Source organism: Ancylobacter sp. SL191 (assembly GCF_026625645.1).
Lineage (GTDB): Bacteria > Pseudomonadota > Alphaproteobacteria > Rhizobiales > Xanthobacteraceae > Ancylobacter.
The window spans coordinates 117,332-131,164 of sequence record NZ_CP113056.1; the positions used below are offsets into that span (position 1 = coordinate 117,332).

Sequence of the window (13,833 nt, forward strand, 5' to 3'; positions counted from 1 at the left end):
TGGCGCATGCCCTGATCGAGGGGCTGATCCAGTGCCTCAGCCCTGAGGCCCGGCGGGGCGCTACATCCGCAGGGAACGGAGGTGCGCCAGAATCACCATCTCCAACGCCCTTGGGAACGAACTGCTAGGAATCAGGTTCGATTCGGTCGGTGACCAGAGCGTCGGGCCACGCGATCTGATGGTGACGACCTCATCCACCGCATAGACACATGTGACTTAGCCACACTGCGTCATTGGCGCCGTCAATGAAATTGTCCGAAACAATCTCTCACATCCGCCCCCCGTAGCTCTGTGCCACGCCCCCCTCAGAACCGCACGCTCAACCGCGCGTTGACGCCGTTCTCGCTGACGCCGTCGCCATACTGGCCGGTATAGGCGATGCCGAGCGTCGCGGTCGGGCTGATCAGCATGTCCAGACCCGCCTCGATCACCGCCGCGTCTTCCGCGATCGGCGCGCCGGTGACGGTGAAGGCGTCGGAACCGGCAAAAGCCTGCGTCACCGTCGGGTCGATGTCGCCGAAAGCATGGCGCCAGCCCAGCGCGCCGCGCAGCGTCGCCGCCGTCGAGCCGAAGGCGATCTCCTTGGCGAGGCGCAGACCCAGCGTGGTGAAGGTCGTGTCCATGGTCTGCGAGTCGCCCGTCAAGGCCGCCGCGCCGCCCTCTTCCGTGTAGCCGTCCTGATGCAGGCTGACATAAGAGAGGTTGGCGAAGGGCTCGAAGGCGATGCCGGCGGCGTCGATGCGGTAGCCGAGTTCGCCGAAGGCCTGCACCGTGCCGGCGTCGTAATCCGCAGACAGGCTGTCGGAATAGCCGGTGAAGGCGACCGAGCGGTTGGTCGAGATGTCCTGCCACGTATAGGCAAGGCCGGTGCGCAGCGCGAGCGGACCCCAGGCGTTGCCGCCATAGACGCCGATGTGCCAGTTGTCGCTCGAGCCGGACGAGTTGCGGCCCGAGATCGAGAAGTCGGTGTAGCTGTAGCCACCGGCGACGCCGAGCCGCCAGCCGTCACCGACCAGCGTGTCGGCGCCGATCAGGAAGCCGCCGGTGGAATCGGAGACGCCGGCAGCGTTGGAATTGCCGTTCATGTCGCCCCAATTGCCGAAGGCGGTCGACCACAAGGCGAAGCGCTCCACCGGCGCCAGAGCGGGCGCCGCCTTGACCGGCATGGCGAGATCGGCGGCCACCTTCACGGGCGAGGGCGCCGCATAGGCCAGCGCGCCCGAGGACGTCTCGACCACATTGACCACCGTGCCGGCGGAGGCCCCGACGCCGCCCTGCGCCGCCCGCAGGCGGTCATTCAGCGCGCCGCGAATGAGCGAGGACTGTTCCATAAACAGGCTCTGGGTCGAGGCATGCACCTCGCCGGAGAGCTGGTCGAACGCGTTCGGCGCTTGCGCCGCCGTGAGCTGGAGCACCGCGTCATAGACCGCGTTGCCGAGGCCGAGCGATTCCGTGGCGTTGGCGGTCGCCGTCTCGTTCGGCGTCTGCGCCAGGGAGGCGAAACGCACATCGTTGCGCGCCAGCGTCAGATAGACATTGCTGGCGTCATAGCTGAGCGAGGGCGTGAGATACGCATAGTTGGTCGTGACCGTATCGAAGGAGCCGGTCACCCCGCCCTGCGCGGTGAGAATGGTGTAGGTGGCGAGCGGGTTGGCATAGCCGGCCTGCGCCAGCACCGCGACAGTGCCGCCCGACAGTGTGGCGATGCCGGTCGCGCTGATCAGGTCATGCGTGCCATCCGCCCAGATTTCCACCGCATAAGTCGAGCCAGCGGCGAAGCTGACATCGCCAGCGACGGTGATCGTACCCGGCGAGTAACCGGGAGCGACGGTACCGCCGCTCAGCACGGTCAGCCCGCCAATGGTGCCGGTGCCGCCGATGGTGCCGCCGCTCTCGATGGTGAAGGTCGAGCCCGTGCTGGAGTTCGCCGCCAGAACGAGGTCGGCCCCCTCGACCGCGATCGGTCCGTTATAGCCGCCGGCGCCGGTGAAATTGACCGTGCCGCCGAGAATGGTGACCGAGCCCGAACCGGTGATGGTGCCGGGGAAGTCATAGGTATCGGACCGGTAGAACACCAGCGCGGCATTGTTGACGATGCTGCCGATTACCGAACCCGTCGTGCCGCCATTACCGATCTGCAGCGTGCCCTCGGAGATGGTGGTACCGCCGGTATAGCTGTTGTCGCCGGTCAGGATCAGCGTGCCCGAACCCGTCTTCACCAGCGCGCCCGAGCCGGAAATTTCGCCGGCATAGGTGCCGGTCGAGGCTTGGGCGAATTCCACCGTGCCATTGTTGACGATGTTGCCGGTGCCGAGGCTGGCGGTGCTGCCGATCAGCGTGCCGGCCGCGACCGTAACGCCGCCGCTGAAGCTGTTGGCGCCGGTAAGGGTGAGCGTGTTGCCCGCGAGATAAAGCGCGCCATTGCCGCTGATGGTCGAGGAGAAGGTGTAGCTGGCATTGGAGAAGTTGAAGACGAGGCGTCCCGTCCCGTCGCCGAACACCACGGAGGGCGCGTCGATGGTGCCGGCCAGCGCCGCCGTCGCGCCCTGCGCCGCGCCGATGTTCAGCGTGCCCGTGCTGTTGGCGCCATAGGCGATCACGACCTCGCGGGTGGTCACCGAGCCGCTGTCGGTCAGCGTCAGCTCGCCGTCGCCATCGGTGCCGACGAACAGGCGCCCGGTCGTCGTCGTCCAGTTGGAACCGGCGCCGGTGATCAGCACCGTGCCGGAACCGCTCTCCTCATTGCCGAGATAGCTGCGGTTGCTGACAACCACGCCGCCATCGGAAATGGTCAGATCGCCAGTGCCGAAACGCCCGACATTGAGATCGCTCGTGTTCTCCCAGCGCGAACCCGTACCGGTCACCGTCATAGTGCCGGAAGAGCCATCGAGGTCGCCGAGCAGGCCCTGCACATCGGTGATCTTGCCGCCGTCGGAAATGGTGACCGTTCCCACCGACCCGTCGCTGTGCCCCACGAGGAAGTCGCCGGAATTGGTCCAGACCGAGCCCGCACCATCGATCGTGGCGGAGCTGACGGAGCCGAGCTCGGTGCCGACATAGCCGTCGACGCCGGAGAGCGAGGCCCCGGCGAGCACCGAGAGCGTGGCATCGCCGAAATTGCCGACATAGATGTTGGCGGTGCTGGTCCAGCTGCTGCCGGCCCCGGTGAGGGTAACGGTGGCCGTGCTGGTCGCCTCATTGGCAAAGTTCGCGCCGACGCTGGTCACGTCGCCCCCGTTCGAGACGGTGATCTCGCCCGTGCCGGCGCGGCCGATGAAGATGCGCCCGGTCGATTCGAGCAGCGAGCCGCTATCCGTCACGGAGATGGTGCCGCTCGCGCCATCCACATCGCCGGCGCTGACGCCGCTGGTGCTTACCTTGCCGCCATCCTCAATGGTCAGCGTGCCGTCGCCACCGAGATCGGAAGTGGCGCCGTCGAAGCCACCAACGCGCAGGTCGCCCGCCTCCCAGAGCGAGCCTGTCCCGGTGACCGTCGCCGAGCTGGTGCTGCCGGTGAGACGGGCGATGATGGACAGGGCGCTCGTGACCTTGCCGGCATCCTCAATGGTCAGCGTGGTATCGCCGAAATTGCCGATGAACAGGTCGCCGGTCACGGTCCAGGCACTGCCCGAGCCGCTCACCTCGACAAAACTGCCATCCGCGCTGACAAGGTTGCCGACGCCGGCGCTGCCGGTATCCACCGTGCCGCCGCCGGAGATGGTCAGCGAGCCGACGCCGCCGCCGCCGACCGTCATCAGGCCGGTATTGGTCCAGGAGGAATCGGCGCTGGTGACGGAGGCCGAGCCCTTCGAGCCGACGCCATCGGCCAGCGTGGCCGCGCCGCTGGTGACCGTGCCGGAAGTGACGACGAGTTCGCTGATGACGCTCGACGCGGCATAGCCGACGAACAGGGTGTTGGTAACGTCCAGCGCGCCGCTGTCTTCCAGCGTCACGGTGCCCTTGCCGCCGCCAGCGCCGATATACAGCGTATCCTGAATGGTGGCCTGCGCGCCGTCGCCGGTGATGGTGAGGGTGCCGTCGCCCTCATTGCCGATATAGGCCGCGCCGCTATTGGTCCAGCTAGCGTCCGCCCCGGTGATAAGGAGCGATCCGAGCGATCCCGCCGCATTGCCGATCGTGGTGGTCGTGGTGGCGAGCGAGGCGGTTGCGCCGGTCCCGTCGATGGTCAAGGTGCCGGTGGTGGAGGTGACGCCGATGAACAGCGTGCCAGCCGTCGCGCCGGCCGAAGAGATGACCGGGCTGTTGGGGGATGCCTCGTCGATCCGGGCCTGATCGGAGGGGCCGGGCGCATGGCCGTCCCACACCCAGTTCGAATCGGTGAACCAGTTGGAACTGGTTCCGCCCTGCCAGTAGACCGAATCGGCAAAGGCGGTGCTGACGGTCGCGTTCGAGCACAACAACAGACTGGCGGCAAACGCCGCATGCGCAACTCTGGACAACAAACCACTCCCCCACACGCTACCCGCCTCGACGAGGATTCGTGGCAGGTCGCGCTCTCATTGTTGCCTTTACATACCGTATGGTGATCGGCCGATAAAGATGCCGGGGGGCCCATCCGGCAGGGCTCCTTTTGGTCGGTTCTACGGCCAGGAGGAAACACCTTGGAGCATCATTGAGAGGCCCCCCGCCTGGGCGGGGCTCCCGAATCCCCGAATCGAGGTTCATAAACCTCGGCATAATCGCCCCAGCCGGTGAGGCGATGCAGGGTGGGCTTTCAGCTGCGTAGACGCTGCTCCAGCCAGACTGCCTGCGCGAGTACCCGGTCGTCCTCGCCCGAAGCCGCGCACAGATGGGTCGAGAGCGGCCTTCCGTCGGCCGTGCTCCCCGTAGGCAGCGCCACACCCGGCATATCCAGGAAGCTGGCGATCATCGTCAGCGCCAGGGTCGCGACATTGACCTCGGCGAAGCGCGCGGGATCAGCCTCCAGCGGCGCCAGCAGCGGGGCTGTGTGTTTGACGGTCGGAAGGATCAGCGTCGCGCCAGCGAGCTCCGCGCGCAGGCGTTGCATTTCCCGTGCGCGGATCGCGACGAGTTCCGCCGCCGCCTCGGCCGAGATGCGGGCGGCTCCGTCGAGCCGGCTCAGCACGCGGGCATCGACAAGGGAGCGCTTCGGGCCGGTCAGCGTGTCGATATGCAGGTGGCGCGCCTCATAGGCGCCGAGCCAGCCGAGCGTCGTAATGGCCTCGCGGGCACGGTGCCAGGCGTCGACGCGCTGGCGACGGATCGGCGCGTATGGCGACACGCGTGCCAGAACGTCCTCGAAATGCGCGCGAACCGGCGCTGTGACCGCGGGGTCGTCAATTATGGAATCGTCGACAACGAACTGCGGCGGCGTGAGCGGCAGGAGTTGCGCCGAAACGCCACGCATCGCCGCGTCCATCGTCGCGCAATCGGCGACACAGCCGGCGAGTGGCCCGAGGCTGTCGAGGCTGCCCGCCAGAGGAAACACGCCGGCCATGTCGTAGCGCGCCTGCGAGGCCTTGTAGCCGACGCAGCCGGTGAAGGCGGCGGGCACCCTAACCGATCCGGCCGTGTCGGTGCCGATCGCAGCGGGCACGATCCCGCGCTGCACGGCGACCGCCGAGCCGCTGGAGGAGCCGCCCGGCATGCGGGGCGCGCCCGGCAGATCCGCGGTCGGCGTTCCGAAATGCGGGTTGGCGCCAAGGCCGGAAAAAGCGAATTCGCTGAGATTGGTCTTGCCGATCGGGATGAAGCCGAGGCGCCGCGTCGCCGCGACCACCGGCGCATCGCACCCTGCCGGCACCGCCTCGTCGCGGGTGCGCGAACCGGCGCTGGTGCGCGTGCCGGCGATATCGAACAGGTCTTTCCAGGCGATCGGGATGCCGTCATGGCTACTGAGCGGCTGCCCCCGCGTCCAGCGCCGGCGGGCGGCATGGGCGTCGGCAAGCGCCGCGTCCTCCATCAGCGTGATGAACACGGCGTCGGATGCCCGCGCCCGCTCCAGCGCGCGCTCGACGAGCTGGACCGGATCGGTCCGGCCGGCGGCGAGATCGGCGGCGAGGTCGTCGAGGTTCTCGGGCATGATCGGCTCCGCGTCGAGGAAAGCTCCCGGCCGGCGCGGCAACGGCGCCGGCCGGGCACGCAAGCGCGTGTGTCAGACGTGACCGTACTTCGCCAGCGCGTCGGCAAGCGAGAGGCCGCTCGCCAGTTCGGCGCGGATGGCGACTTCGGTGCGGGTGAGGCGCTCGGCCTCGATGAGCACGGTCTCGACCACACGGGCGGGGATGACGATCACCCCGTCCTCGTCGCCGAGCAGGAAATCGCCCGGCGACACCTCCACGGTGCGGCTGGTGGCGCCGCGCATGACCACCGGAATCTGCCAGGCATTGACCTTCCAGCGGCCGATCGACTGGGTCGGCGTGCGGTAGCGCGCGAAGACCGGAAAGCCGTGCTCGCCGATCCAGCGTATGTCGCGAATGCCGCCGTCGATCACCGCGCCGACGCTGCCGCGCTCCTTCATGCCCAGCGCGATCAGCTCGCCGAAATAGCACACACCCTCGCCATCGCCGCTCCACACGGTGATCTCGTCCGGGCCGACGCCGTGGCAGGCCTTCATCTTCTCGGCGTCGCCGCCGAGCGGATAGGGGGTCTTCTGGCCGCGGATCGTGTAGGCCCAGCCGGCGATGCGGTTGTTGTGCGCGGGATAGGGCGCGAAGTCGGCGGCGAGGCTCTGATCCATGAAGCCGAGCGTGTCGAGCACGTCGGCGACGTTCGAGGTGTCGACGGCGAGGTAGCGGCGGCGGATATCGGCCTTCTGCGCCGCGGTGAGGGCCGGCGTGTTGTCTATCGGGGTCATCGGGGGGCTCCCTGAGGTCAGATGTTCGGCAGATAGCCGCCGTCGACGCGGATCACCGAACCGGTGATGTAGGCGGCGCGGGCGCTGGCGAGAAAGGCGACGGCATCGGCATATTCCTCCGGCGTGCCGTAGCGCCCGACGGGAATGGAGCCCGTGCTCTCGGCGACGACATCGTCGACCGGCCGGCCCTCGCGCTTGGCCTTCTGCTCATCAAGGAACCGGATGCGGGCGGTGGCGATGCGGCCGGGCAGGATGATGTTGGCGGTGATGCCGAACGGCGCCACCTCGCGCGCCAGCGTCTTCGACCAGCCGACGAGCGTGGAGCGCAGCGCGTTGGAGACGCCGAGATTGGGGATGGGCGCCACAACGCCCGACGAGGTGGAGGTGACGATACGGCCCCATTGGCGCGCCCGCATGTTCGGCAGCACGCGATCGGTGAGATGGATCACCGACAGCACCATGGCGCGGAACTGCGCATCCCAGCTCTCCGGCGCGACGCCATGGGCGGGGCTCGGCGGCGGGCCCCCGGTGTTGTTGACGAGAATGTCGACCGGCCCGAGCGCCGCCTCGATCGCCGCGACGTGGGCGTCGCAGGCGTCGATGTCGGCGATGTTCCACAACAGCGGCAGCGTTGCCGCCCCCCGCGCTTCGACTTCGGCTTGCGTGGCCTTCAGCGCCTCGGCGTCGATGTCGGCGAGGGCGACCCTCGCCCCTTCCGCCGCCAATGTCCGGGCGATGGCACGACCGAGCCCGCCGCCGGCGCCGAGAACCAGCGCCGTGCGTCCGTTCAGTTCCAGATCCATGGGAATGACTTTCTACGACCCGACCCGCAGCGGCGCGTTCAGCTTGCGCAGGTAGGAAATGACCGAGAGGGCGGTGATGCGCCCGGTCTTGGGATTGTCGGTCGGCACGTTGGCGATCGACATGGTGAAGCTCGCCGAATCCGCGTCGACCTCGATCGTATGGGTGTTGCGGGTGAGCGCGGGATCGGCCCAGATCTCCAGCCTTGTGCGATCCGGCCCGATGCCGGCCAGCGCCAGCGCCACGGCGACGTTCAGATTGGCGGGAAAGCCGATCGCCGCCTCGCGTGGCGTGCCGTCGAAGACGCGCAGGGGCTCGGTGATGTCGTCGATGGCGATGTCGTGCTCGACCAGATAGGGTGCGCCGACCAGCCCCTTCACCGGCTTGCGGGTGATCATGCGCACCGAGCGGATGTCGCCTTCAGCCGCCGCCGTCACCGCATCGAGCCCCAGCAGGGCGCCGGTCGGCACTACGATCTGGCCGCCATGGGCGCGGGCGAGTTCCACGAGTTCCTGATGCGCGAGGATCGCGCCGGAAGAAAGCACGATGACCGTCTTGCCGGCCCGGAGAAAGGGCTCGGCGATGGCCGGCAGCAGCGCCGCCGGCGCGCATTCGACAACGATGTCGGCGAGCGCCTCCAGTTCCTCGACCGGCACGACGGGCACCGGGCGCCGCAGATGCGCCAGCCGCTCGGCCGCGCGCATACGGTCATGGGCGGAGACCGCGACAAGCGTGCAGCCGGGCAGGCCCTCGTCGAGGGCCTCAGCGACGCGCAGGCCGACCGCGCCGAGGCCGGCGATGGCGACGCGACGCGCGCCCCTACTGTGATCGGTGGTGGCCGACATGCGTGCCGGCTCGGTGTCGGGAGAACTCATGACTGCGTGCCTTGCGTGGAAATATCCGCGGGTGCGGGAAACAGCGTCGCGTAATGCTGCGCGCAGGCGCCCGCCGTGGTGAACCAGATGCGGTCGCGATGGCGGGCCAGCGCCTCCATCACCCGGCGGAACTGCCGGAGGCGGAAGGGCTGGCCGACGATGAAGCTGTGAATGGTGATGCCGTAGACGAGCGACTGGCGCTCGGATTGCGCCAGCATCTCCTCGAGATTGTCGATGGCCATGTCGGCGAAGGCGGTGGCGGTGCCGTCATGCAGCACCACCATCGGCACGTCGTTGACCTCATGCGGATAGGGCATGGCGAGCAGCGGGCCGCCAGCGGTCTTCATCCACACCGGCTGGTCGTCGATCGGCCAGTCCAGCGTGTAGCCGTAGCCGGCCTGCGCCAGCAGATCCTCGGTGCGCGCACTGGGATGCGCGCCGGGGCTCATCCAGCCGGCGGGGGGCGCGCCCTCCGCTTCACGGATTCTGGCCGTCACCTCGGCGATGATCGCGCGCTCGCTCGCCTCATCCATGCCGTTCTGGTGCTCGGAATTGGTGCGGCCATGGGCGACGATCTCGTCGCCGCGCCGGCGATGGGCGGCGACGAGTTCCGGGCAATGGTCGTAGCAGGCGCTGTTGAGCAGCACCGTCAACGACAGGCCGTATTCCTCGAACAGTTCGATGAGCCGCCAGCCGCCGACGCGGTTGCCATATTCGCGCCAGCCCCAATTGTAGGAATTGGGGTGGCTGAGCCCCGGCGAATAGGCCAGCCCGAGCCCGGAGCCATAGGAGAAATGCTCCACGCACAGCGCGACATAGACGGCGAGGCGCTTGCCGTCCGGCCAGGAAAAGTCCGGACGGGCCGTGATGGGCGAATAGGCGAAGCGGTCATGGGACGGCAGCATGGCAAGGCTCCGGGCGATCAGGGCCGATAATCGGCGGGGGCGACGACGAGGCTGAGGTCGATGCTGCCGACATTCTCGGGCGTGACAAGCACGGCGGGAGTGACCACCTTCGCGTCCACCTTGCCCTTGGTCGCGGCGGCGACCGCCTGATCCAGCGCCGCCCTGCCCTGCGCGACGATCTGCTGGATCGAGGTGCAGGCGAGATCGCCATCCTTCAGCATCTGCTGGGCGGTGGGCGAGAGGTTGGAGGCCGACACCTTCACCGAACCCTTGCCGGCGCTCTTGAGCGCGGAGACCACGCCGGCCGCCATGTCGTCGGTGGCGCTGTAGACCCCGGAGAGGTCCGGGAAGCGCTGGATCCAGTCATCGGCGGTGGTCAGCGCGGCGTTGCGGTTGTCGGCGAGGCGCGACTCCGCGACGATCTTCACGTTCGGCGCGACCTTGGCCAGGGTGTGCTTGAAGCCCTGCGCCCGCAGGTCCGACCAGGCCTGGCCGCTCGGGCCGGCCATCATCGCCACCTCGCCCTTGCCGCCGATCGCCTTGGCCAGGCACTCGGCCTGAAGCTTGCCCATGTCGTAATGGTCGGCGCTGACCATGGCGGCGAGCTTGTCCGTGTTGGGCGGCGAGGAGATGCCGACCACGGGAATGCCGGCCGCCACCGCCCGCTCGACGATCGCCTTCACCGCATCGCCATTGGTGGCGCCAACGATGATCGCGTCGACCTTGCGCTGGATCAGATCCTGGATCTGCGAGATCTGCTGGCTCGAATTGGCATCGCCGCCGGCGCTCAGCGTGACGAGCTTCACCTTGTCGGCCTTGGCGGCGGTATCGACACCGTACAGCACGGAAATCCAGAAGGACGAGCCGAGATTGGGGACCGAGACCCCGATGACCGGTTCGGCGGCGAGAGCCGGCGCGAGGGTGGTGGACAGCAGCAGGGCGGCAAGGGAGGCGGCACGGAACAGCTTCATTGGAATGTCCCTTTTTGTTGGAAGGTTCTGAAAAGGCGGGAAAGAAGGAAGCGCAGGCCCCTGTCCATCAGCCCTGAGGCGATGATCACGGCGCCGACGGCGATCTGGGCGAAGAAGGGCGAGACGCCGGACAGGTTCAGACCGGTGAGCACCACCTGGACGAAGGTCGCACCGGCCAGCACCGCCCACACATTGGCGCGTCCGCCCGCCAGCGCGGTGCCGCCGATTACCGCCGCGGCGATGGATTGCAGTTCCATGCCGGCGCCCTCGGTCGGCAGCCCGGCGCCGGCGCGGGCCGCCATCAGCGCCCCGGCGAGCCCGGCGAAGGCGCCGCAGAGCTGGTAGGCGCGCAGCTCGATGCGCCAGGGCGACCCTCCCACCAACGCCACCGCCTCCGGGTTCGAGCCGAGCATCAGGAGGCGCCGGCCAAGGACGACGTGGCGAAGCACCAGATGGGCGAGGAGGATGCAGGCGAGAGAAACCCAGCCGAGCGGGGGCAGGCCGAGCACCGTGTCGAAGGCCAGCCCGGCCGTGTCCCCCGCCGCGAGGGGCACCGCCTGTCCGTCACCGGTGACGAGGAGCGCGAGGCCCTTCACCGCCAGCACTGTGCCGAGCGTGGCGACAATCGGCTGAAACCGGGCGCGCCCGATCAGCCAGCCATTCACGGTGCCACAGGCAAGACCGACCGGCACGGCGAGAAGCAGCGCCGGCAACCCGAAGGCGTTCGCCGCCATCACGCCCAGCGTCCCCGACAGCGCGGCGACCGCGCCGACCGAGATGTCGAAGCCGCGCACGGTGATGGCGAACATCTGCCCGACCGCCAGCAGGGCCAGGATCCATATCTGGCCGGCAATGCTCAGCCCGTTGTCGAGCGTCAGGAAGCCGGGCGTGGCGAGGCCGAACAGGACCGATGCCGCCAAAATGGAGGCCGGCGCGACGAGGAAACGGGCGCCGCTGTCGCTGAGGGGTCTCATCGGGCTGTCCTCCCGGCGAGGCGCTTCAGCGCGGCCCAGTCCTTCTGCAGGCCGACCGACGCCAGCACCGCGAGGCCGAGCAGCACCAGTTGCCAGGCGACAGGCAGGTTGATCAGAACCACGGCGTTGTTGAGCATGGCGACGGTGAGCACGCCGAACACGACCTGCAGCACATGCCCCCGCCCGCCCGACAGCGGCAGGCCGCCAATGGCACAGGCGGCGATGGTCTCAAACGGCAGATTTGGTGCAAGGGCCGGCTGGCCGGAAGCGACGCGGCTCGTCAGGATGATCGCCCCGACGGCGCAGAAGGCGCCGGCAACCACGTAGCCGAGAAGGGTGATGCGGGCGACATCGATCCCCGCGAGCCGGGCGGCCAGCGGATTGGCGCCGACATGGTACCAGAGCCGCCCGATCCGGCCGTGGGCCAGCAGCAGATGCAGCGCGAGGCAGGCGAGCATTGCGGCGAGGATCGAGACGGGAATGCCGAGGACGCGGCCACGCGCCGGCCAGGAGAAGATGGCGGAAGGCGGGGCATCAAGCGGCAGGCCGCCGACCAACCAGGCGGCCGTGCCGGACGCCATCATCAACGTGCCCAGCGTCACGATGACCGGCGGCAGCCCCATGCGCCCGACCAGCCAGCCATTGACCGCGCCAATGCCGATGACGCACGCGCCGCCTGCCGCCAGTCCACCGATCGGACCCGTGGTGGGCAGCACCGTGACGGTCACCACGCTGGCCAGCGCCACGGAAGCGCCGAACGAGAACTCGATGCCCCCGAGAATGATGACGATCGCCTGTCCGCAGGCGACGATGCAGAGAATGGCGGCGACGCGCAGCACGTTCTCGATATTGCCGAGAGTGGCGAAGCGCGGCACGAACAGGCAGCACAGCAGGAACAGGCCGAGGCAGACGAGCACTACCGCGGGCGGGCGTTTGATCCTCATGCCGCGATGCTCCCCGATAGCGCCGACAGCAACGCCGCGCGCGGGGCGTCCTGCGGCAGCTCGGCGGCAAGCCGGCTGTCGCGCACCACGAGGTAACGATGGGCCAGCACCATGAGCTCGTCGAGATCGCTGGTCGCGACCAGGACCGCGAGACCCGCCGCGGCAGCTTCGCGGATGGCATCGTGGATGACGCTGCGTGCCGCGACATCCACCCCGCGTGTCGGCTCCAGAAGGACCATCGCCTTCAAGCCCGGCAAAGCGAGGCAGCGCGCGATGAGCAGCTTCTGCTGGTTGCCGCCGCTGAAAGTGGCCGCGTCCGCCTCGGGCCGCGCGGGGTGCAGCTTCAGCCGGCGCAGCAGCGGGTCGATCCGCTCCGCCTCCTCGGACGCCCGCAGCCAGCCAAGCCGCGCCAGATGGCCAAGCGCCGAGACCGACACGTTGCGCCGCGCCGAGAGCCGGGCGAACAGCCCCTCAGCATGACGATCGGCTGGCACATAGGCGATACCGAGTGCCGCCGCGCGCCGGCGGTCTCCGGGAGTGAAGCTGTGCCCCGCCACCGACAGTTCCCCTGCGCCGACCTGCGCGCCGGCCAGCCACGCGGCGAGGGTGAGCGCGCCGGAGCCGATGAGGCCGGCGAGCCCGACGATCTCCCCGGCATGAACGGTGACGTCGGTGCCGCCGCTTGCGTCGCGACGGCCGGCAAAGCCACGCCCGACCAACACCGGCTCGGCACGCGCGCACAGGCGCTCCGGCCCGGCCTCGACACCCGCGCCAAGCATGGCGTGGGTCAGTTCCTCGCGGTTGTGGCGGCCGATGGGCGCGGCGTCGATCACCGTGCGGCCATCACGCAGCACGGTGACATCGTCGGCGAGCGCCTCAATCTCGTCGAAGCGGTGGGAGATGAACAGCGCCGCCGTGCCATTCGCGCAGAGCCGGCGCACGACGGCGAACAGCCGGTCGGCCTCGCCGGCATTGAGCGCGGCGGTCGGCTCGTCGAGCACCAGCACGCGGCAGTCGAGGCTCAGCGCGCGAGCCACCTCGACCAATTGGCGCTCGCCCAGCGACAATGTGCCGAGCGGCGCGGCAAGATCGACATTGAGACCGACCTCGGCCAGCCAACCACGGGCGCGGGTGGGATCGACGAGACGCCACCCCGCCCATAGCCCGCTGCCACCGGCAAGAGCGAAGGCTGAGAGATTCTCATGCACGCTCAGTTCCGGGAACAGGCTGAGATGCTGGTGGATCGGCACGATGCCGGCGCGGATAGCCTGCGCCACCGAGCCGAAGGCGGCGGGTGCGCCGTCCAGATCGAGACGGCCGGCATCAGGCGTCACCGCGCCGACAAGGATCTTGACCAGTGTCGACTTCCCCGCGCCGTTCTCGCCGAGCAGCGCATGCACGCGCCCGCGCCGCAGGCTGAGCCGCGCATCGCGCAGCGCGCAGGTCGCGCCATAGGTCTTGGCGATGCCGGTGGCGAGGAGCGCTTCATCGGATGCGGGCATGGGAATCCTCGCCCGGACACGGT

At 68.9% G+C, this 13,833-nt stretch carries 10 protein-coding genes; all 10 read right to left on the reverse strand.

Going from position 1 to position 13,833, the window contains the following annotated elements:
- Nucleotides 1-305: 305 nt before the first annotated feature.
- The 10 genes from OU996_RS00535 to OU996_RS00580 all read right to left on the reverse strand — a co-directional run bounded on the left by OU996_RS00535 (nucleotide 306) and on the right by OU996_RS00580 (nucleotide 13,810).
- Nucleotides 306-4,460, reverse strand: coding sequence for an autotransporter outer membrane beta-barrel domain-containing protein (locus tag OU996_RS00535; RefSeq protein ID WP_267583743.1), 4,155 nt, complete (start codon nucleotides 4,458-4,460; stop codon nucleotides 306-308).
- A gap of 275 nt (nucleotides 4,461-4,735) precedes the next feature.
- Complete coding sequence (locus tag OU996_RS00540) at nucleotides 4,736-6,064, reverse strand: amidase family protein (RefSeq protein ID WP_267583744.1); 1,329 nt, start codon at nucleotides 6,062-6,064, stop codon at nucleotides 4,736-4,738.
- Between the two features lie 72 nt (nucleotides 6,065-6,136).
- The gene (locus tag OU996_RS00545; protein WP_267583745.1) at nucleotides 6,137-6,838 is read right to left on the reverse strand and encodes an RraA family protein; all 702 of its coding nucleotides are present in this window, start codon (nucleotides 6,836-6,838) and stop codon (nucleotides 6,137-6,139) included.
- Nucleotides 6,839-6,855: 17 nt separating this feature from the next.
- Entirely contained in the window at nucleotides 6,856-7,641 is a 786-nt protein-coding gene (locus OU996_RS00550; RefSeq protein ID WP_267583746.1) for an SDR family oxidoreductase, read from the reverse strand.
- A 12-nt stretch (nucleotides 7,642-7,653) separates the two neighbouring features.
- A complete protein-coding gene (locus OU996_RS00555; protein WP_267585538.1) occupies nucleotides 7,654-8,484 on the reverse strand; it encodes an aspartate dehydrogenase in 831 nt (276 codons plus the stop codon).
- A 26-nt stretch (nucleotides 8,485-8,510) separates the two neighbouring features.
- Complete coding sequence (locus OU996_RS00560; protein ID WP_267583747.1) at nucleotides 8,511-9,419, reverse strand: polysaccharide deacetylase family protein; 909 nt, start codon at nucleotides 9,417-9,419, stop codon at nucleotides 8,511-8,513.
- Between the two features lie 17 nt (nucleotides 9,420-9,436).
- Entirely contained in the window at nucleotides 9,437-10,390 is a 954-nt protein-coding gene (locus tag OU996_RS00565; protein ID WP_267583748.1) for a TMAO reductase system protein TorT, read from the reverse strand.
- Nucleotides 10,387-11,364, reverse strand: a complete 978-nt coding sequence (locus OU996_RS00570) for an ABC transporter permease (protein ID WP_267583749.1) — start codon at nucleotides 11,362-11,364, stop codon at nucleotides 10,387-10,389. The genes OU996_RS00565 and OU996_RS00570 overlap by 4 nt, the downstream gene beginning before the upstream one ends.
- A complete protein-coding gene (locus OU996_RS00575; RefSeq protein WP_267583750.1) occupies nucleotides 11,361-12,308 on the reverse strand; it encodes an ABC transporter permease in 948 nt (315 codons plus the stop codon). Before OU996_RS00575 ends, OU996_RS00570 begins: the two co-directional genes overlap by 4 nt.
- Entirely contained in the window at nucleotides 12,305-13,810 is a 1,506-nt protein-coding gene (locus OU996_RS00580) for a sugar ABC transporter ATP-binding protein (protein ID WP_267583751.1), read from the reverse strand. The genes OU996_RS00575 and OU996_RS00580 overlap by 4 nt, the downstream gene beginning before the upstream one ends.
- Nucleotides 13,811-13,833: the final 23 nt, after the last annotated feature.

Coding starts and splice junctions, on each gene's coding strand:
- OU996_RS00540 (WP_267583744.1), bottom strand. CDS start 6,064: ATGCCCGAGAACCTCGACGACCTCGCCGCCGATCTCGCCGCCGGCCGG.
- OU996_RS00545 (WP_267583745.1), bottom strand. CDS start 6,838: ATGACCCCGATAGACAACACGCCGGCCCTCACCGCGGCGCAGAAGGCC.
- OU996_RS00550 (WP_267583746.1), bottom strand. CDS start 7,641: ATGGATCTGGAACTGAACGGACGCACGGCGCTGGTTCTCGGCGCCGGC.
- OU996_RS00555 (WP_267585538.1), bottom strand. CDS start 8,484: ATGTCGGCCACCACCGATCACAGTAGGGGCGCGCGTCGCGTCGCCATC.
- OU996_RS00560 (WP_267583747.1), bottom strand. CDS start 9,419: ATGCTGCCGTCCCATGACCGCTTCGCCTATTCGCCCATCACGGCCCGT.
- OU996_RS00565 (WP_267583748.1), bottom strand. CDS start 10,390: ATGAAGCTGTTCCGTGCCGCCTCCCTTGCCGCCCTGCTGCTGTCCACC.
- OU996_RS00570 (WP_267583749.1), bottom strand. CDS start 11,364: ATGAGACCCCTCAGCGACAGCGGCGCCCGTTTCCTCGTCGCGCCGGCC.
- OU996_RS00575 (WP_267583750.1), bottom strand. CDS start 12,308: ATGAGGATCAAACGCCCGCCCGCGGTAGTGCTCGTCTGCCTCGGCCTG.
- OU996_RS00580 (WP_267583751.1), bottom strand. CDS start 13,810: ATGCCCGCATCCGATGAAGCGCTCCTCGCCACCGGCATCGCCAAGACC.